17 protein-coding genes and 1 tRNA gene are annotated in these 19,101 nt (G+C 71.7%); 9 read left to right on the top strand and 9 right to left on the bottom strand.

The annotated features are described in order from the left end of the window. Positions 1-7 precede the first annotated feature (7 nt). From ACIO5E_RS28410 to ACIO5E_RS28395, 4 genes are all read left to right on the top strand, one after another. The gene (locus ACIO5E_RS28410; protein WP_400673122.1) at positions 8-1,570 is read left to right on the top strand and encodes an AbgT family transporter; all 1,563 of its coding nucleotides are present in this window, start codon (positions 8-10) and stop codon (positions 1,568-1,570) included. A gap of 50 nt (positions 1,571-1,620) precedes the next feature. Beyond that, positions 1,621-2,793, top strand: coding sequence for a M20 family metallopeptidase (locus tag ACIO5E_RS28405; RefSeq protein ID WP_400673119.1), 1,173 nt, complete (start codon positions 1,621-1,623; stop codon positions 2,791-2,793). 286 nt (positions 2,794-3,079) lie between these two features. Beyond that, positions 3,080-4,429 (top strand): ricin-type beta-trefoil lectin domain protein, encoded by a 1,350-nt coding sequence (locus ACIO5E_RS28400; RefSeq protein WP_400673116.1) that lies wholly within the window; start codon positions 3,080-3,082, stop codon positions 4,427-4,429. A 233-nt stretch (positions 4,430-4,662) separates the two neighbouring features. Then, a complete protein-coding gene (locus ACIO5E_RS28395) occupies positions 4,663-5,634 on the top strand; it encodes a LuxR family transcriptional regulator (protein WP_400673113.1) in 972 nt (323 codons plus the stop codon). Positions 5,635-5,827: 193 nt separating this feature from the next. Here the strand turns inward: ACIO5E_RS28395 and ACIO5E_RS28390 are convergent, their stop codons facing one another. Further along, the gene (locus ACIO5E_RS28390) at positions 5,828-7,051 is read right to left on the bottom strand and encodes a hypothetical protein (RefSeq protein ID WP_400673110.1); all 1,224 of its coding nucleotides are present in this window, start codon (positions 7,049-7,051) and stop codon (positions 5,828-5,830) included. A gap of 438 nt (positions 7,052-7,489) precedes the next feature. Here ACIO5E_RS28390 and ACIO5E_RS28385 point away from each other — a divergent pair, with 438 nt between their 5' ends. Further along, complete coding sequence (locus ACIO5E_RS28385) at positions 7,490-8,068, top strand: hypothetical protein (protein WP_400673107.1); 579 nt, start codon at positions 7,490-7,492, stop codon at positions 8,066-8,068. 196 nt (positions 8,069-8,264) lie between these two features. Here ACIO5E_RS28385 and ACIO5E_RS28380 read toward each other — a convergent pair whose 3' ends face one another. Further along, positions 8,265-8,642, bottom strand: a complete 378-nt coding sequence (locus ACIO5E_RS28380) for a MerR family transcriptional regulator (RefSeq protein ID WP_400673104.1) — start codon at positions 8,640-8,642, stop codon at positions 8,265-8,267. A 134-nt stretch (positions 8,643-8,776) separates the two neighbouring features. On the opposite strand from ACIO5E_RS28380, the gene ACIO5E_RS28375 reads away from it, so the two are divergent. Further along, positions 8,777-9,442, top strand: a complete 666-nt coding sequence (locus tag ACIO5E_RS28375) for a class II aldolase/adducin family protein (protein WP_400673102.1) — start codon at positions 8,777-8,779, stop codon at positions 9,440-9,442. Then, positions 9,439-9,957, top strand: coding sequence for a carboxymuconolactone decarboxylase family protein (locus ACIO5E_RS28370; RefSeq protein ID WP_400673099.1), 519 nt, complete (start codon positions 9,439-9,441; stop codon positions 9,955-9,957). Before ACIO5E_RS28375 ends, ACIO5E_RS28370 begins: the two co-directional genes overlap by 4 nt. Positions 9,958-10,641: 684 nt before the next feature. Here the strand turns inward: ACIO5E_RS28370 and ACIO5E_RS28365 are convergent. The 7 genes from ACIO5E_RS28365 to ACIO5E_RS28335 form a co-directional block, all read right to left on the bottom strand. Further along, positions 10,642-10,715 (bottom strand) — tRNA-Pro (locus tag ACIO5E_RS28365). A 141-nt stretch (positions 10,716-10,856) separates the two neighbouring features. After that, positions 10,857-12,131 carry an MFS transporter gene (locus ACIO5E_RS28360; RefSeq protein WP_400673097.1) on the bottom strand — a complete coding sequence of 425 codons (1,275 nt, stop codon included), beginning with the start codon at positions 12,129-12,131 and terminating at the stop codon, positions 10,857-10,859. Between the two features lie 181 nt (positions 12,132-12,312). Further along, positions 12,313-13,104, bottom strand: coding sequence for a DUF1684 domain-containing protein (locus ACIO5E_RS28355; RefSeq protein ID WP_400673094.1), 792 nt, complete (start codon positions 13,102-13,104; stop codon positions 12,313-12,315). Positions 13,105-13,281: 177 nt separating this feature from the next. Further along, positions 13,282-14,157, bottom strand: coding sequence for an acyl-CoA thioesterase (locus tag ACIO5E_RS28350; RefSeq protein ID WP_400673091.1), 876 nt, complete (start codon positions 14,155-14,157; stop codon positions 13,282-13,284). Between the two features lie 215 nt (positions 14,158-14,372). Then, entirely contained in the window at positions 14,373-15,089 is a 717-nt protein-coding gene (locus ACIO5E_RS28345) for an alpha-ketoglutarate-dependent dioxygenase AlkB family protein (protein ID WP_400673562.1), read from the bottom strand. Beyond that, complete coding sequence (locus tag ACIO5E_RS28340; protein WP_400673088.1) at positions 15,067-15,573, bottom strand: transglycosylase family protein; 507 nt, start codon at positions 15,571-15,573, stop codon at positions 15,067-15,069. The genes ACIO5E_RS28345 and ACIO5E_RS28340 overlap by 23 nt, the downstream gene beginning before the upstream one ends. Positions 15,574-15,846: 273 nt before the next feature. Continuing rightward, on the bottom strand, positions 15,847-16,641 hold the full coding sequence (locus ACIO5E_RS28335) for a transglycosylase family protein (protein ID WP_400673087.1): 795 nt from the start codon (positions 16,639-16,641) through the stop codon (positions 15,847-15,849). Positions 16,642-17,234: 593 nt separating this feature from the next. On the opposite strand from ACIO5E_RS28335, the gene ACIO5E_RS28330 reads away from it, so the two are divergent. Together ACIO5E_RS28330 and ACIO5E_RS28325 are read left to right on the top strand one after the other, a co-directional pair. After that, the gene (locus ACIO5E_RS28330; RefSeq protein ID WP_400673084.1) at positions 17,235-18,110 is read left to right on the top strand and encodes a hypothetical protein; all 876 of its coding nucleotides are present in this window, start codon (positions 17,235-17,237) and stop codon (positions 18,108-18,110) included. A 169-nt stretch (positions 18,111-18,279) separates the two neighbouring features. After that, entirely contained in the window at positions 18,280-19,047 is a 768-nt protein-coding gene (locus ACIO5E_RS28325) for a hypothetical protein (RefSeq protein WP_400673082.1), read from the top strand. Positions 19,048-19,101: the final 54 nt, after the last annotated feature.

Here is a 19,101-nt window from a genome sequence, read left to right as displayed (position 1 = left end):
GGTAGCCATGAGTGCCACCACGACCGAGTCGCGGGAGACCGAGCCCGGCTCGCCATCCATGCGCGCCATGAACCGCGCGATGGCGGCGATCGAGAAGGCCGGCAACCGGCTGCCCGACCCGTTCTGGCTGTTCTGGGGCCTCGCGGCGGTCGTCGCCGTACTCAGCGCCGTACTGGCCGCCGAGCACGTCAGCGCCGTGCTCCCGGGGACGCACAAGACCATCGAGGTGCAGAGCCTGCTCAGCACGGACGGGTTCAACCTCGTCGTCGGACACGCCGTCGAGAACTTCGCGAACTTCCCGCCGCTGTCGACGGTCCTCATCGTGATGTTCGGCATCGTCGTCGCCGAGAAGAGCGGGCTGTTCGAGACACTTCTACGGCGCCTGGTCGCGCGGGCGTCGGGCCGCTACCTGACCTTCGCGCTGGCGCTGACCGCGATGGTCAGCCACGTCGCCGGCGACGCCGCGTACGTGACCCTGATCCCGCTCGGCGCGGCGCTCTACCGGGCCGCCGGCCGCAGTCCGGTCCTCGGCTGCGTCGTCGCCTACGTGTCGGTCTCCGCGGGCTTCAACGCCTCCCCGGTCCTCACCACGACCGATGTGCTGCTGTCGTCGATGTCCACGGCCGCCACCCACGTCATCGACCCGCACGCGGTGGTGACCCCGTTGTCGAACTACTGGTTCGGGCTCGCGTCGTCCGTCCTCATGGCGTTCGTGATCACGGTCGTCGTCGAGACGGTCCTCGTGCGGCGCTCTGACCTGGAGCCCGACGAGCCGGTGGCCGCCGCGCCGATCGCCGAGAAGGCGGAGGCACAGCAGATCGAGGCGACCGCGCGGCAGCGCAGCGCGCTGCGCGGGGCCGGACTGGTCACGCTGGGCCTCGCCGCGCTCCTGGTCGCGGCGATGATCCCGACCCACTCGCCGCTGCGCGGCGACCACGGCGGCATCCTCAACTCGCCGGTGTTCAGCGGCATGGCGATGGTCCTCGGGGTGTTCTTCGCCGTGATCGGCTGGATCTACGGCCGACTCGCCGGCACCTTCCGCGGCACCCCCGACGTGATGGCCGCGATGGCCGACGGCACCAAGTCGATGGCACCGACCATCGTCCTGTTCTTCGCGATGTCCCAGTTCCTCGCCTACTTCAAGTGGACGAAGCTGGGCGACATCCTCGCTGTCAAAGGCGCCGAGACCCTGCGCGACCTGCACCTCAGCGGCTGGCTCGTGCTGCTCGGCGTCGCCGTGCTGATCGCGGTGATGAACCTGCTGGTCACCAGCGGCTCCGCACTGTGGGCGCTGGTCGCCCCGGTCCTGGTGCCGATGCTGATGCTCGTCGGCGTCCACCCGGAGGCCACCCAGGCCATGTACCGGGTCGCCGACTCGGTCACCAAGTGCATCACGCCGATGAGCCCGTTCTTCATGATGGCCGTCGCCTACCTGCGGCAGTACCGCAAGGACGCCGGCATCGGCACCCTCGCCTCCTTCACCCTCCCGGTGGCCGCCGTCGCCTGGGTCGCCTGGGTCGCCTTCTTCCTCGCCTGGTACCTGCTCGGCATCCCCTTCGGCATCGGCTGAGCCGCCCGTCCACCGTTTCGACCCGATCCGTCCGCACGAGAAAGTCGATCATGAACCCCGCCACAGTTGCCCTCACCGACCGCGCCCACGAGGTCTCCTCGGAGATCGTCACCGACATCATGACCCTCGTCGGCCAGGAGACCAGCAGCTACGACCTGGCCGGCCTGGCGGCCGGTCGGGACCTCCTGCACGATCTGGCCGTCCACCGACTCGGGCTGCCCGGCGAGGAGCACCGCCACCGCGGTGGCGAGCGCGGAGACACCCTCACCCTGACCTACCCCGGCACCGGCCCCGGGCACGTCGCACTGGTCGGCCACTACGACACCGTGTGGCCCACCGGCACCCTCGCCGGCTGGGCGCCGTCCGAGTCGGACGGCCGGGAGAGGCTCAGCGGGCCGGGCATCTTCGACATGAAGACCGGCCTGGCCCAGGGCATCTGGGCCCTCAAGCTCGCCCGGGAGTACGGCGCCCCGGTGCCCACGGTCACCTTCGTCTTCAACGGCGACGAGGAGGTCGGCTCCCGGTCCTCGCGCCCGGTGATCGAGGAGGTCGCGCACCACGCCGACGTGACGCTGGTGCTGGAGCCGAGCGCGCACGGCGCGGTCAAGACCGCCCGCAAGGGCAACGGGACCTTCCGCGTCACCGCCAGCGGCGTCGAGGCGCACGCCGGGCTCGCGCCCGAGGACGGGGCCAGCGCCATCACCGCGCTGTCCGAGTTCGTGGTCGCCGCCGCAGCCGTCGCCGCCCCCGACAGGGGCACGACGATCAACCCCGGGCTCATCACGGGCGGCTCCGCCGCCAACGTCGTCGCCGGGCAGGCCACCGCGAGCGTCGACATCCGGGTCAGCAGCGAGGCCGAACGGGAGCGCGTGGACACGGAGCTGGAGGCCATCAAGGTCAGCGACCCGCGCGTCCGCATCGACATCGACCACGCCTGGAACCGGCCCCCGATGACCCTCAACGCCGCCTCCGCCCCGCTCCTCGGCCTCGCCCGCGAAGTCGCCCGCGAGCAGGGCCGCGACGGACTGCCCGCCGCCGCCGTCGGCGGCGCCAGCGACGCCAACTTCGTCGCCGCCCTCGGCCTGCCGGTGCTGTGCGGCATGGGCGCGGTCGGCGACGGCGCCCACGCCCAGGGCGAGTTCATCTACCCCGACACGGTCCCCGCGCAAACAGCCCTGATCGCGGGCCTGCTGGGACGACTGGCCGAACCCCTGCGCGGCTGAGCGGCGAACGCCCGCGCCCAGCCTCGCTGTGCCGTCGGCACAGCGAGGCTGGGCGCGGCAGGGTGAATCCCCTGCGGCGGGCCCGTGGTCGCTCGTCCGGCAGGTGATCAAATATGCGCGAAAGAGCTCCGAATCAAGCAGATTCGCGCTAACGTCACCGCTGTCCGGTCAGCGCGGCGGGCGACGGTGAGTGGTCACGATGCCCGACGCCCAGCCAGCTGGACGCCCGCGTGCGCACGGGAGTTGACCGGATCGGAACCTGCCCACCCCCTCGGAGGAACCGACCGTGATCACGCAGAAGCTCTTTCCGAGCGTCCGAAACCGGCGGCGAACGCCGGGCGGGCTCACGGCCGCCGTCATGGCCGCCGCCGTCTCGCTCGTGGGCGCCGTCGCCGGACCCGCCACCGCCGCCACGCCCTCCGCGGCGGCCTCCACGACGACCGCCACGACGGACTCCGCGGCGCTGCCGCGTCCGGACCACGTGGTCATCGTGATGATGGAGAACGAGGACTACGGCGACGTCATCGGCAACATCGCCCAGGCCCCGTACATCAACTCCCTTGCGCAGACGGGTGCGTCGTTCAGCGACGCGCACGGCGAGTGGCACCCCAGCCTGCCGAACTACTACGCCCTCCTGTCCGGCTCCACCCATGGGCTGACCAACAGCACTCCCCCGTCACCCGGTTCGGTCGACGGGGACAACCTGCCCAACGAGCTGATCCAGCACGGCCTGGGCTTCGCCGACTACTCCGACGAAGCCACCCCCGCCGCCTGGCTGCGCTTCGCCGACCTGCCGGGCACCGCCACCGCCCCCAACCCGGTCGACAAGTGGCTGACCTGCCCGTCCCCGACCGCCGGCCAGGACTGCGGCTTCCCCACCGCAGCCGCCGGCTACGCCGCCCTGCCCGCCGTCACCTTCGCGCACGGCAACGAGCACGAGTCCATGCACGACGGCAGCATCCCGGGCGGCGACACCTGGGTCAAGAACGTCTTCGGCGGCTACGCGGAGTGGGCCAAGACCCACAACAGCCTGCTGATCGTCACGTGGGACGAGGACAACTTCACCTCCGCCAACCACATGCCCACCGTCTTCTACGGCGCGAACGTCCACCCGGGCAGCTACAGCGAGACGATCAACCACTACAGCATGCTCCGCACCGTCGAGGACATGTACGGCCTGCCCCACCTGGGCGACGAAGCCGACGTGGCACCCATCCTCGACGTCTGGGGCCGCACCACCTTCGGCACCGGCAGCGGCCCCGGCCCGGTGACCGGCCTGAACAACTGGTGCCTGGACGACAGGAACGGCTCCACCGCCGACTTCACCCCGGTCACCCTCGCCGCCTGCACCGGCGGCGCCGGCCAGAACTGGACACTGCCCGGCGACGGCACGGTGCGGGCCCTCGGCGCGTGCCTGGACGTCCTGCACAGCGGCACCGCCAACGGCACCGTCGTCCAGCTCTACCACTGCAACGGCGGCGGCGCCCAGCAGTGGGTCGCCCGCGCCGACGGCACCCTGATGAACCCCCAGTCCGGCAAGTGCCTGGACGACCCCGGCTACAGCCTCGGCAGCCCCCAGCTGATCATCTGGGACTGCAAGGCCGGCGACAACCAGAAGTGGCACCTCCCGGCGTAGGCCCGGGGCAGCGGCGGAGGCGGCGGCATACCCATGTCGCCGCCCCTCGTGACGATCACCCGGCACGACCGTGGCGGTACGGGCAGCGCGGGCGCGGACACCGTCGCCCTCGGTTCCGCCCTGGCGCTGCTGGGTACAGGCGGCCTGACATCCCGTCAAAGTCGACCCACCGGCGGCGGAAGGACGACAGTTTCGCTCGCCGCATCCGGTCGTCCCATGAGACGATCGAGGATATGTATTCGCTCCGCGGTATAGGTATAAACGATACGGCCGAGAACACCTACCTCCTCCTCGTCGAGCGCGGCCCGCTGACCCGTGCCGAACTGGCAGGCGCCCTGCGGGTGACCTCGCACGCCATGAGCAAGGCCGTCGACGAACTGACCGGCCTCGGCCTGGTCGAACCGGACGGCACACGGCTGGTCGCCCGACCCCCGCGCGCCGCGCTGGACGTCGTGGTGGACAAGCGCACCAAGGAACTCGCCGCCCTGCACGACGGCGTCGAGGAACTGTCCCGCTTCTGGCGCGACCACCACCACGCCGACGGAGCCGACTACATCGAAGTCGCCCGGACGGAGGCGGCCCGCAGCGCACTGGTCCGGCGGCTCTACGACGAGGCCACCGAACGGGTGCGCGGCCTGACCATCGGCTTCACCGGCCGATCCGCACGACCCAACGTGCTGGCCCCCGGCTGCCGGGAGGCGCTGACCCGCGGCGTCACGTGCACGGTCGTCTACGGGTCCCGGGTACTGCGGGACGGGGCCGCCCGGCAGGCCGTCCGGACCTCCGTCGACCTCGGGGAACGGGCCCGCGTCTTTCCCGAGGTCCCGCTGAACATGGGCATCTGCGACGACCGGTTCGCCCTCGTGTGCCCCCCGGCCGGCGACTGGGACCGTCGGCACCACATCCTCGTGCGGAGATCGGACCTCCTCGACTCGCTGATCGGCGTGTTCGAGTCGTTCTGGCAGATCGCCGTCCCGCTGCCGGCCGCCGCCGAGGCGGCGGACGACGCCGGGACGGCTCCCGAAGTCGAGAGCCGGCAGCTGCTCACCTACCTCAGTGGCGGTCTGACCGACGAGTCGATCGCCCGCGAGATCGGCGTCAGCGAGCGGACGGTGGCCCGCCGCATCACCCGCCTCCAGGAGCTCCTCGGCGCGCGGACGCGGTTCCAGCTCGGCGTCCAGGCCAGCCGTCGCGGCTGGCTCTGAGGAGCCGAGCCGTGCGGTACCCCGCGGCGGGCGACGACCGGCCTGATACCGCGCTTCCACCGCGGCCGGCGGTACGGGCTGCCGCCGTCGGTGGGTCTCGTCGCGGTGGACCCGCACGTCCGCGGCCCGGGTGCGCGGCCCGGGTGCGGTGCGGGGCCCGCACCGGCGCCGGGCCGCGCACCCGGGTACGTCCTCAGTTCGTCGCGTCCGGCTTCACGAGGTCGGGCAGCTTCGCGTCGAAGAGCTCGCCGAGCTTCAGCGAGGGCAGGATGTGGCCCTGGTCGGCGGCGTCGTTGACGACGCTCGCGGCCCACGTGGACGCCGCGAGGCGCTGGTTGGGCGTGCCGTGGTGCCCGTAGCTGCGGAAGCCGCAGTCGCCGACCTGGTAGTAGGACTGCTCGGAGGCCAGCAACCGCTTGCTGTTGAGGGCCTCGCCGCGCGAGTGGGTGAGGAAGTACGTGCCGAACGCGTCCGCCATCATCTCGACGCGGCGGCTGGCCTCCGGCCCGGTCAGTGCGGTGTTGGAGATCAGGTTGTCCTCGAACTGCACGTGGTGGCCGAACTCATGGGCGAGGATGCTACGCGGAGCGGTGTCGCCCAGACCCACGGCTGCCATGCCCTGCAGGATGCCGTCGCCCACGACGATGTGGTCGGAGAGGCCCCGCGGGTGCGAGCTGCCCTTCTCGGTGTAGGCGATCGCGTTGAAGGTGAAGTACGGGTTGGCGCCGCCCTTGAGGGCGGGCTCCGAGTTGATGAGCTCGATGAGCCACCGGGCCACGGGGAGCTTGCCCTCGACGCTGCCGATGGGAACCTGCATGTACAGGGCGCGGGCCAGCCGTTCCGGGGAGGAGAAGACGTCGCCGCCGTGCATCGGCACGATCTGGATGTCGTCGGAGTTGATGTCCCAGAACTTCTTGAGATCCTTCCCTTCGGACCTCAGCTCGTTGGTGTACTCGCCGTTGACGCCGAAGGTGGTGGACTTGGGATCGTCGGCGGTCAGCATCGCGTCGTACATGGCGAGGGTCCCCACCCCGATCATTGGCAGGGCATACCGGAAGACCGGGTCGGCGTCCTTGAGCGTGTCCCTCGCGTAGGCCGTCAGCGCCGTGTTGTTGCACTGGTAGTCGCCCGGGTTGATGACGCCGTCGAGGATGTTCGCCCACGGGGTGTCGTCCACGCCGAACTCGGCGGCGGTGGCGGCGGCCCGCTCCTGCCAGCCGGCCGGCATCGCGGTCAGGATCTTGTCGACGAGATCCCGCTGATGCGGAGTGAGCGAGGAGGTGTCGAGCCCGTAGGCGGAGGCCGCGGCGCCGGCGGTGGCCGTCGTGCCGTCCGCCGCCGCTGCCGGCAGGGAGGCGCCGAGGGCGCAGGTGGCCGCGGTGACAACGGTGACGGCCCAGGCGAGCGTCTTCTTCACGAGAACTCCTTCTGCGTACCGGAGCCGACACGCCTGCTCGCCCTGTGGGGCGCACGAGGCGGTCGGCCGTGCCGTCGGCAAGAGTGCGTGGAGAAGCACTTCCGGAGACAGCCGTCTGCACTGTCCGAATCCGGCATGACAGGAACTCGACATACTCCACACGTCAGCGGGAATCCGCTATGTGACCGTCTCTCACGTCGGAAAGCCGAGCAGGTCACCGCCCTCCTCATCGTGCGCCGCGTCCCCCGGCTGAGCGCTGAATCCGCCGCTGGTCAGGGCAAGTTGTTCACCGCCTGGCGTTACCCCCCCGTCTTCACCGACAGCCCCTTCACCACGCTCCAGACCGAGCTCCAGCACCTGGCAGCACACGGTCGTCGAGCAGGTGATCGCGGACGGCAAGTCCGGCGTGCGTCAGTGGAAGCTTCTACGATCCGTCGTATGCCGGTCGGCACGTACACCACAACCAGCCTCGGAGATGCAATGAACGGCGCGTACTCGCCCGTCGCGGAGCTCAACCTGCTGAAGGACTTGCAGGACAGGCTCGGCTTTGAGTACTACGCCGAAGGGTTCGAGCTGTTCGAGTACGGAGACACCTCTGGGCTCGTAGCCGGCTGGTCGAAGGAGCCGGAATTCACCACCCGGCTTGTTCCCTTCGCACAGGCCAACGGGACCGGTTCGTTCTACGCGCTCTGGCGGCTCGACGACCGAGCGGACCTCGCCACCCTGCCCGTAGTCGTTTTCGGGGACGAGGGCGGACAGCATGTCGTCGCGCGCAATCTGCGGGAGCTGCTCCAGCTCCTCGGTTTCGACTCGGAGATCTCGGTGTGGTGGGACAGTGCCTACTTCTACCGCGGGCGGGACCACCGGAACAGCAAGGGCCACGGCGAATTCGTCGCCTGGCTCGACCGGCAATTCGGCCTGCCCGTGACACAGGACCCGGACGCCGTCGTCGCAGCAGCACAGGCGGAGCTGGGGCAGCGGTTCACCGACTGGGCTCAGCCCTTCCTACCCGACTGACCGGGCAGACGCCCCCGCCGGGACTCACGCCGACACCATCGGCCGGCCGACGTCGGCGGGATCGTCCAGCACGGCACGCCGATCAGGAGCGGCGATCAACTCCGACACAGGCCCTGCGTCCGGTGAGCAGTACAGCCCTCAACGACACACTCCCGGTCCACGGCAACTGGGGATCACACACCCTCCTCGATCACCGTCAGGTGGACGGGCGCCACGTCGCCATCTGCTCTCGGAAGGTCGGGCAACTGACGATGTCCTTCTTGCCGCACTGGAGGGCATGGAGCAGGAGCTGGTGGGCGTGGTCGAGGTCGACCATGCGCTGCTCGATCTCGACGAGCTTGCCGCGGATCACGGCCTGCCTGCGCGGCTGGTCCTGTTGGAACTCACCGATCTCGGCCAGACTCAGTCCGGCCTGCTGGAACTTGCGCAGCAGCACGATCCGTTCCGCGGCCTGCGGCGGATAGCGCCGCTGCCCGCCCTGCCGTTCGGGCGCGGGCAGCAGGCCGTGGCGCTCCCAGAACCGGATGGCCGACGCGGGTACTCCGGTGCTTTCGGCGAGCTGACCGATCGTCATGCGCACGCTTCGCTCCTGCCTATCGCCGTGTCCGCCCCGCGCTTGACTTGAACCTTAGTTCAAGTCGCAGAGTGATGCGTGCGCAGCGGAGGCGGAAGGGCCGGCCGCTGGCCGAGGAACTCGGAGATGACGAGATGACAGCCACAACTGAACTGAAGAGCCGGGCTCACCAGCTCGTCGAGGCCGCCAGGGAGCTGTTCGTGGCGGGGGTGATGTCGCACTCCGGGCACGCCAACCTGAGCGTGCGGCTCGACGCCGAGCGCTTCCTGTTGACCCCGGGGTTCGTCCGCGACCTGCAGCCCGACCAGTTGGCGACCGTCAGTCTCGACGGGCGGGTCCTGGCGGGAGAACTGCGGTCCGTCAGCGTCGAGATCATCACCATGCACAGCGTCGTCTACCGCGCCCGCCCACACGTGGGCGCGATCATCCACACCCACTCGCCCGCCGCGACGGCCTTCGCGGTGGCCCACCGGCCGCTGCCCTGCCGCACCGAGCCGATGCTGCGCTTCGGACAGGCCGAGGAGGTACCGGTGGTGCCGTGGGGGCCGCGCGGGTCGGACGTGTCGGTCCGGGGTATCGCCGAGGTCCTGGAACGACGCCCGACGACCTCCGCAGTCCTGCTCGCCAACCACGGCCTGCTGGTCTTCGGCCCGGACGCGGCGGCCACCGGCCAACTCGTGGTGGCGATCGAGGAAAGCGCCGAAGCGGAGCTCGCCGCAGCGGCGATCGGCGGGGCCGTGGACTTCCCCGAAGGCGCCCTGGAGTCCGTCCGAACCTCGATCGCACGGGTCGCGTCATGACCGTCGAAACAGACCACGCGGACCAGACTGACCGCACGGACCACGCCTTCGCGCAGCGCGCCGAAGCCCTACGTGAGCGCTATCGCGCGACGCTCGGCCTCGTCCCCGGCGCGGTGGAGGACCGCCTGCGGGTGGCCCAGACCTTCGGCCGGCTCCCCACCGAGGAGACCTTCGCGGCACTGCGACACCTCGTCCTGACCGACAGCCCACTCGGCGGACGGGTTCAACAGCTGGTCCACTTCGGGCAGTTGCTCGCTCTCGGGCGCGCCGACCCGGCTCGGATCCACGCCCGCGGAGCGCTCCACGCAGGCGCCGCCATCGCCGACCTCGTCGGAGTCGCCGAGACCTCGCTCATCACCTCCGGCGCGCCGGCCTACGCGCTCGGCATCGAGATCGTCGTCGAACTCCTGCGGACCGAGGATTCGAACGGCCGGGAGCCAAGGCCGACGGCGTCAGAGCCGACCTTGGCAGCATCTTCTGTGGTCACGACGCCTGCCGCCGGGCCCGTCCCGTAGCGGAGAAATCGACGACCGGGAGTTGGCCGCGTTTCTGGCAGCCAGGGCGTTCCTTGCGAGCCGCTACCTGGTGGGGCGCGCTCAGCTACCGCCGGAGGAGGTCTCAACTGTCGATGCCCTCGACCGCATCAGGTTTCTGGCCGACCTGAGCCACAACGGTCGTTGGCCGCCAGGCCACGCGTCCGGCGGCCCTTCCGAGGAAAGCTCGCCAGTAGGCGGGAGCGGGCCATGCGGGAACTCGTGTACAGAGCCAGCCAGGACTGACTGGATTTTCGCCCCCCAGATACCTGACGCCGCGCCAGGAGCGGCCGCACATCGCGCCGCGCGACGAAGTCAGCTGCGGCCGCCTCATCATCGCCCGACTCATCCGGCACTTGGGCCGCCTCTGGACCTGTCGGCGCGCACTTGATCGATGACAGAAGCGTCAAGTGCGAACCCTTCAGCCGGAATCTGAGATCACGACGAGCAACCATCGAACCCGTAGCAGTGATCGACAGATCGGACACATGGGCAGGAACAGCGCATACAGTCACCAGCTCCCGGCACCGAGTAGCCTCCGCACACGGAGTCGAACCGTGAAAACCGTGAGACGAATGTGAGAGGCAGGCCGCAGCACACGCCGAAGGCCGCTTCCTCGCGAACGAGAAAACGGCCTCTGACCTGCGACAATGGGGCGAACCCCTGTCGGGACGACAGGATTTGAACCTGCGACCCCTTGACCCCCAGTCAAGTGCGCTACCAAGCTGCGCCACGTCCCGTGGTCTGGATGCCCGGTAGCGGGGCCTGGGGGGCTCTGCCGTGGGCTTCTCGACCTTGTCTCCGGTTGTCCCGGCGACGTGGAAAACAATACAGCACGTCGAGGGGTGCTCGCTGCAGGGTTGCACGGTTGGGGGGGTGGGTCAGGGGGTGGGGTGGCGGGCGTCGTAGGTGAGGAAGGCGGGGCGGCGGGCGGCGAGGAGGAGGACGGCGGCGACGCAGGCGAGGCCGCCGGTGATCACGGAGGTGGCGGGGTTGGTGAGGGCGGCGACGCCGCCGGACTCGAAGTCGCCGAGGCGGGGGCCGCCGGCGACGACGACGACGAAGATGCCCTGGAGGCGGCCGCGCATCTCGTCGGGGGCGGCGACCTGCATCATCGTGTTGCGGAAGATCATGCTGACGGTGTCGGCGCAGCCGGCGACCGCGAGCAGGAGGAGGCCGAGCCACAGGTTGTGGAGCGCGCCGAAGGCGGCGATGGCGAGGCCCCAGGCGGCGACGGCGGCGAGGACGGCGGCGCCCTGGCGGTGGACGCGGCTGACCCAGCCGGAGAAGAGGGCTCCGATCAGGGCGCCTACGGCGGGGGCGGAGACCAGCAGGCCGACGGTGCGGGCGTCGCCGCCGTAGAAGGTGAGCGCGATGGCCGGGAAGAGGGCGCGCGGCATGCCGAAGATCATCGCGGCCAGGTCGGCGAGGAAGCTGATGCGCAGGTTGGGCTGCTCGCGCAGGAAGCGGAGGCCGTCGAGGACGGAGGCGCGGCCCTTGCGGTCGCCGAGCGGGCGCATGGCGGGCAGGCGCCACATCGCGTAGAGGGTGCCGGCGAAGGCGACGGTGTCGACCAGGTAGGCGGCCTGGGCTCCGTAGGCGCCGATGAGGACGCCGCCGAGCATGGGACCGACGGTGAGGCCGAGGTTCATACTGACGGTGCTCAGGGCGTTCGCCGCGGGGAGCTGGTGGCTGGGCACCAGCCGGGGGATCATCGCGGAGCGGGCGGGCGAGCTGAGCGCGAAGAAGCCGGCCTGGGCGGCGACGGCGGCGTAGAGGACGGCGACCTGTCCGATGCCGGCCAGGGCCTGCACGGCGAGGACGGCGGAGACGGCGGCGAGCCCGGCCGAACCGATCAGGCCGAGTTTGCGCCGGTCGACGGTGTCGGCGATCGCGCCGCCGTACAGGCCGAAGGCGACGAGCGGGAAGAAGGAGAAGAGGCCGACCAAGCCGGTCGCGAAGGCGGAGCGGGTCTGGTCGTAGACCTGGACGGAAACGGCGACGGCCGTCATCTGCTGGCCTATGGAGGAGACGGCCTGCCCGAACCAGACCCGGCGGTAGTCGGGGTGGTCGCGCAGCGGGCTGAGGTCGGCGAGGGCCCGGCGGTACCAGGGACCAGCCTCGGCGGCCACCGGACCGGCCGCGGGACCAGACACCGGACCAGACACCGGACCGGCCGCCGGTGCCGGGACAACGACAGGCGCGGCGGCAGGCGCGGCGTCCGCCTGGGCTGGATGGGAGGGCTGGGCTGAATTGGCAGGATGATCGGTCGACACAGCCCCCCATGCTCCGCCCTGCCCTCCCCGCTCCCCGCACCGGGGTCGAGCCACGGCCGTCCTACCTGCTCAGGACCTGTCGCTCGCCCGCCTCCACCGCGAAGTCGAGCCGGTTGCCCGGCGGCGGGAACGGGCAGATGAAGTGGTCGGCGAAGGCACACGGCGGCAGGTAGGCCCGGTTGAGGTCGAGGACGGTGCGGCCGTCCGCGTCCGGGGCGGGGAGGGTGATGAAGCGGAAGCGGTAGGTGTCGATGCCGCTGGTCGCGTCCGCGATGACGCCGGTGAGGCGGTCGCCGGAGCGGGTGACGGTCAGGGTGCGGTGCTCGCCGGCGACGGTGAAGGCGATCCGCCCGGTGACGGCCAGCGGGCGCTCCTTGCCGTCCGCGTTGGGGACGAGGACGGACTGGGCACCGTCCTCCTCGAACGGGGTGAAGACCGCGGGGACGGCCCACTCCGGCGAGTACGGGTAGGCGGAGATGCCCGCGAAGGCGGTGCGGCGTGGCGCGGCCGGGTCGAAGACCCGCAGGGCGAGTTCGCCCTCGCGCTCGATCGGGACGAGCAGCAGGTCGCCGAGGGTGGCGGTGTCGGCGGCGGGATCGGTGTCCGGACGCAGCAGCGCCTCGCCGTCGACCGGCCCACCCGCGCCGCCGACGGTGATGCCGTCCCCGGCCGCCGCCCGGACCCGGACGCCCTCGGCGTCGGCCCACCAGAGCCCGGGCAGGCCGGGGATCTCGGTCGGCTCCGGCTGCAGCCAGTACGTGCCGGTGAGTGCGAGCTGGCCGTGCGGCGCGCTCACCGACGCCGCCCGGTTGTCGCTCCAGTGCTTCCAGTCCTCCGAGGCCGTCGCCGTCATCGGTACACCCTCCCGCTCCGGTTCTCGGACGGCCCGCCGTTCGGGCCGTCCGGCTCGCTCATCCACCACAACGCCGCCCGCCCGGACGGATCATTCCCGCCCGCCGCAATCGCCATCCGGCGGCAACACGGTGTCACGACGGCAACACCCCGTACACGCCGCCCGCCGGGACGACGCTCAGCCCTCAGCCGCCCCCTTGCGCAGCGGCCGGAACAACCCCTCCTGCACGACGGACACCACCAGCTGCCCGTTCCGGTCGAAGATCTCCCCGCGCGCGAGGCCACGCGCGCCGTGGGCTATCGGGGACTCCTGCTGGTACAGCAGCCAGTCGTCCGTACGGAACGGGCGGTGGAACCACATCGCGTGGTCGAGCGAGGCCATGTCGAAGTGTCTGGTGCCCCAGAGCGGCTCGACGGGGGCGCGGACGGCGTCCAGCAGCGTCATGTCGCTGGCGTAGGTGAGGGCGCAGACGTGGATCAGCGGGTCGTCCGGCAGCCGGCCGTTGGTCCGCAGCCAGACGCCGCTGCGCGCCTCGACGCCGGCCAGCTCCTCCTTGGTCCAGCGCAGCCGGTCGACGTAGCGGATGTCGAACGGCTGGCGGCGGCTGATGAACGGGGGCAGTTCACCGAGCCGGGAGCCGACCTCGTCCAGCGCGCTGGGCAGCGTCTCGGGGGCGGCGACCCCCGGTACGGGGAACTGGTGCTCGATGCCGCCCTCCTCGGGGAGGTGGAAGTCGGCGGTGAGGGCGAAGATCGACCGGCCGCCCTGGATGGCGAGTACCCGGCGGGTGGTGAAGGAGCGGCCGTCGCGGATCCGGTCGACCTGGTAGACGATCGGCACGCCGGGCACACCGGGGCGCAGGAAGTAGGAGTGCAGCGAGTGGACCGGGCGGTCGCCGTCCACCGTGCGCCCGGCCGCGACCAGCGCCTGCCCGGCGACCTGGCCGCCGAACGTCCGCTGCAGCGCCTCCTCGGGACTGCGCCCGCGGAAGATGTTCAGTTCGATCTGCTCCAGGTCGAGCAGGTCGACAAGGTCGTCGACTGGGGTACCCATGCGTGCGCTTCCTCTCCGGGCCCGCGGCCAGGGCGGAGGTCTTCCGTCCGGTTGCCGGCGCCCGTCCTGAGCGAATTCTCCAACCCACTCGAATTCTCCGGCGACCGGGGTCATTCCCGCTCACCGAGCCCAAGGAGCCGATTCACTCGAACGAGCAAGCGAACGCCGAGCCGGCAAGCGGCGAGCCGGCGAACACCGCCCGACGCGCACCACCCTCAGGCCACCCCAGTCTCGTCCGCCGCCCCCGCCACCAGCCCCGACTGCCGCACCGTGATGTTGAGCCGGCCGACCAGCCCCAGCCCCGGATCCGCCGTGCCGGCCACCGTGCGCACCACCCCGTGGTACGCGAACCGGGCCGGGCCGCCGAACACCAGCAGGTCCCCGCTGCGCAGCTCCAGGTCGGTCCACGGACGGGTCCGGGTCTCGGTGTTCCCGAGCCGGAACACGCAGGCGTCGCCGAGCGAGAGCGAGACCACGGGCGCGTCGATCCGCTCGTCGCGGTCCTGGTGGAGGCCCATCTTCGCGCCGTGCGGGTAGTGGTTGACGATCGCGATGTCAGGTTCGTACGACGCTGCGCCGGCGATCTCCCCGGCGTCCGCTCCGTACGCGTCGGCGACGGCCCGGCGGGCGAGGCTGCCGAGTTCGGGCGGGAACGGCTTGACGGGCGTACCGTCCTCGGCCGCGCTCCGATAACCGTACGGGTACCAGTGCCATCCGAGGCTGACCATCCGTACGGACATCATCCCGCCGGTGGGCATCCGCACGGCGTGCAGGCCCGCCGGCGGACGGGCCCACTCCCGGCAGGCGGCGACCAGGCGCAGCTGGGCCTCGGCGTCCAGCCAGCCGGGGAGCAGGACGGCCCCGGGGGCGGGCGCGACGCGTCCGCGCGCGGCGGAGGGCCCCGGCAGGTCACCGAACAGTTCGCCCTGGATCACCCCACCATCCTCCCGCACCGGCACCGGCAGCGGCAGCGGCAGCGGCAGCGGCAGCGGCAGCGGCAGCGGCCAGAACAGACCAGGCCAGGCCAGGCCAGGCCAGACCAGGCCGGCCGCAGACACCGGGGCCGCCACCGGGCCCCGGCACCGGGCCGATCAGCCCCAGCTCCCGCGCACAGTCGGGCCACGCCTCCCACCCCTGTCGCCGGAGGATCTCGCCACCGACGGTCGTCTGCTCCCGCCGGTTCGCGCAGTCCGGCCGGTCGGCGAAGCGCAGGCCGCCGGCGTCCTTCCAGGTGGGCGGCCAGATCTGCAGGCCGCCGTAGTAGCCGTTGCCGGTGTCGGCCCGCCAGTCGCCGCCGCTCTCGCACCGGGCGAGTCCGTCCCACACCAGGTCCGCGACCCGGGTCGCCGCGCCGGCCCGCACGGACGGCGCCGTCGCCACACCCGCCAGGACCAGCACGACGCCCAACCGCAGCACGACCCCATGCGTACGTTCGTCACACGAATGCGGCACAGCAGCCGACCCTAGACGCGCCGCCGCACCGCCCTCCCCGACACGCCGGACACGCCGGACACGCCGGCGGCCGCTCCTCCGCACAGCGGAGAAGCGGCCGAGGTGTCAGCACACTGCCGGGCCGGGAGGCCCGCTGAGCCGATGTCAGACGGCTCCGTCGGACAACAGCGTCAGACGGCACGCGTCAGACGACAGACGTCAAACGACAGGCACCGGACGAGGCATCGACGACAGGCGTCAGATGCTCAGGGTCTCGCCCGGGAGGATCAGGTCGGGGTTGCCCCCGATGACCTTGGCGTTGTTCTTGTACAGGTCGTGCCAGTCCAGGCCCTTCGCGGCGGCGATCGAGCTCAGGGTGTCACCGGACTTGACGGTGTAGCTGCCGCCCTGGGCCGGCTTGGCATCGTTCGAGCCGGTCCAGGACTTGGCGCCCTTGGCGGCGTCGTTCTTCGGCGCGGCCTTCGGGGCGTCGCTCTTCGGGGCGACGTTCTTCGGCGCGACGTCAGCCTTCGGCGCGGCCTTCGGGGCGACGTCGGCCTTCGGGGCCGGCGCCGGCTTGGCGGCCGGGGCGGCCGGCTTGGCGGCGGTCGAACCGGCGGTGGAACCCGCCGAGGTGTCGACGGCTGCCGGGGCGCCGCCCTTGGTCAGACCGGCCTTGACGGAGCACACGGGCCAGGCGCCCGGCCCCTGCGAGGCCAGGACCTTCTCGGCGACCGAGATCTGCTGCGCCTTGGTGGCCAGGTTGGCCTGCGAGGCGTAGGCGGTACCACCGAAGGCGGCCCAGGTGCTGGAGGTGAACTGCAGACCGCCGTAGAAACCGTTGCCGGTGTTGATGGCCCAGTTGCCGCCGCTCTCGCACTGGGCGACGGAGTCCCAGGTGGAGACGGAGGCGGCGGAGGCGGAGGTGGCCGTGACGAGGCCGGCCACCGGCAGGGCCGCGACAGCGGCGCCCGCCACGACAGCCATCCGGACGCGGTTGCGCTTGGTGGCGGTGGAGGTGGTGGCAGCGGCGGTCTCGTGACGGAAGGTCATGGGGTTCCTCTCGACAGCCCCGGGCGGGCATGCGGAACCAGACCCTGGAAAGGGCCGCATTCGCTTGCCGCGTCCGTCGGACGGCCGTGCACGTGTCGGACGTGCCGCTGCCGCCCCGGCCACCCAGCCGCTCGCCGACGACCTGTTCGAGCGATCACGTCGGCGGGCACCTGCCGCATCCGGCCGGAACCGGAGGGGCGGTGCGTCGGGGGTGAACCCGGGTGGCGCTCGTTGCGCCGCCAACGAAGCTACGAGCCGGTCGGCAGGGAAACCAAAACCCCACCGGTCTGCCCAGCTCAGCCAAGGGTTACCGGCGGTAATAACCGCACAATCTTGCCCGAAATGTCCGTTTAGTCGTTGATTCCTAGATCAAACACCGCAATGGCGTGACTTACCTCACGGTTTCATTCCGGCAGGCCTGCCATCGACATCGACACATTGCGACCACGAGAACACGCTGCGCGGTCGGATCAGGGGCAATTCCCGTCAGCCTCGTCAGCCACCCGTGACGCCTGACACAAGGGCCCGTTGGTCATGACGACCTCTCCGTGTCCGCCCCCGAACCACAAACCGCACCCACCCGAGGAGACCCTGTGCCGCGCATGCTCGACGTCAGCGACGAGGTCCGGTCCGAGATCGGCGACGACGAGGCGGACCGCCTCCTCGGCGGCGACCGCGCACCCGACAGCTACGAATGCACCTCGTGCCGCACCCCCGGCGACACCCACGTGGAGCCCACCAGCACCGTCCTGTTCGTCGGCGAGGAGACCGCCGTACTCGCCTTCGCCCACGCCCGCTGCATCCCGTCCCAGGTGGTGCCGGTGGCCGAGGAACAGCTGGTCGGCGCCGTTCGCAGCATCAGTCAGGCCCAGACCGGCGCCCCGGCCGCCCACGCGAGCCCGGCGATGCCCTCCCCCGCGATGCACTCCCCCGCGATGCCCACCCCGCTGGACCCCGCCCCCGCGACGGCCCCCGCCGCCCAGCCGAGCGCGCCGGGCCAGGCCGCCATCCTCGGCATCACCTGCGGGCTGGTGCTGCACGGCAAGGTCGGGCACGCCTCGCTGGTGGTCGAGCCGACCGGTCCGGTCGGGCGCCCCGGCAGTACCTCGGGCGAGGACGAGTTCCTCGACCTGCTCCAGGACGCCGGGTTCCAGCGCATCACCGACCTCGACCAGACACCGGACCAACTGCCCGGCTGGTCGGTCCTGGTGGCGATGGGCAAGCTGCACGCGGTGCTGCAGCCCGCGGCCGCCGGCGGCAGCACCGGCTGGTGGCAGGCGCACCAGCCGCTCCAGGTCACCGACGCCTGGCGGATGGCCGCCAGCCAGCTCTCCGAGGTGACCATGTACGCCGTCCCGGCCGGGATGGTCGGCCGCCAGCCGCGCGAGGACCTGCTCCGCCAGGCCCTGGAGCGGGCGGTTGCGCTGGGACAGGTGGTTGCCGCCTCCCTCCCGCTCGCCGGCACCTGAGCCGACCGGCACCGGCGGCGTCCGCGCCACCCGTGCCACCCGTGCCACCCGCAGCCACTCCCGCGCCACCGCACCCGTCGGAAGGCGGCCTCCCCGCTCGGCGTGGGCCGCCTTCCGGCCGGGCCCCGGCACCCCGCATCCCCGTGCTCCCTCACTCGTTGGCCCCTGTGTGTACAGCTACGACGTCTCCGCGTCCTCCGGCCGGTCCACCACCGCCCCCCGCTCGATCCCGGGCATGCGCCCGTCGTACGACGCGGAGCACCCGCACTCGACGACGCCGATCTACGACGAGCTGTACTCCGAGTACCGACGGCTGTTCCGCGCGCTTCCGGGCGACCGCTCGGGCGAGGAGAGCCTGACGTTCACGGGCTTCGCGGTCCGCGACGGCTACCCCGTACTCGGCGACCCGCGCCCGTACCCGCCCCAGCACCAGGCCTTCCACACCTACGGGGGGCAGGTGCCAGGCCTACCGCAGTTCATGCCGAGCCAGCAGCCCGGCCACACCGGAGGCCACAGCACCGGCCACAGCACCGGCCACGCCGACGCGCAGGCCACCAGCCACGGCGCCACCGGCCACAGCCCCGTCAGCCATACCGCCCATGCCACCCACACGGGCCAGACCGGCCACAACGCCCCCCAGGCACACCACCACCCCCACCCCGAGCCCGCCGCCCCCACCAGCGACGGCTTCGGCCAGGCTGCCCCGGCGGCCGCCGTCCCGCAGCACCACCAGTCCCCCGGCCCCCAGTTCACCAACGGTCAGGGCTGGGTGGCCGCCGGCTACCTGGGCACGATCCCGCACCCGATGCCCGCGCCGCCCCCGGCACCCTCCCCCGCGATGGGCACCGCCACCGGAGTCGCCACCGTCCCGCCCACCGGCGGCCGCCACCGCCAGATGCTCTCCCTCCCCCCGGGCCGCAACGGCGAGCACCACTGACAGGCCACCACCGACAGCAAGCGAGGGCCCCGCCACGACCGTGACGGGGCCCTC

It is taken from the genome of Kitasatospora sp. NPDC087314, assembly GCF_044744365.1.
Classification (GTDB): Bacteria; Actinomycetota; Actinomycetes; order Streptomycetales; family Streptomycetaceae; genus Kitasatospora.
Note: the sequence above shows the minus strand (reverse complement) of the source record. Positions and strands in the feature narration are given on the sequence as shown.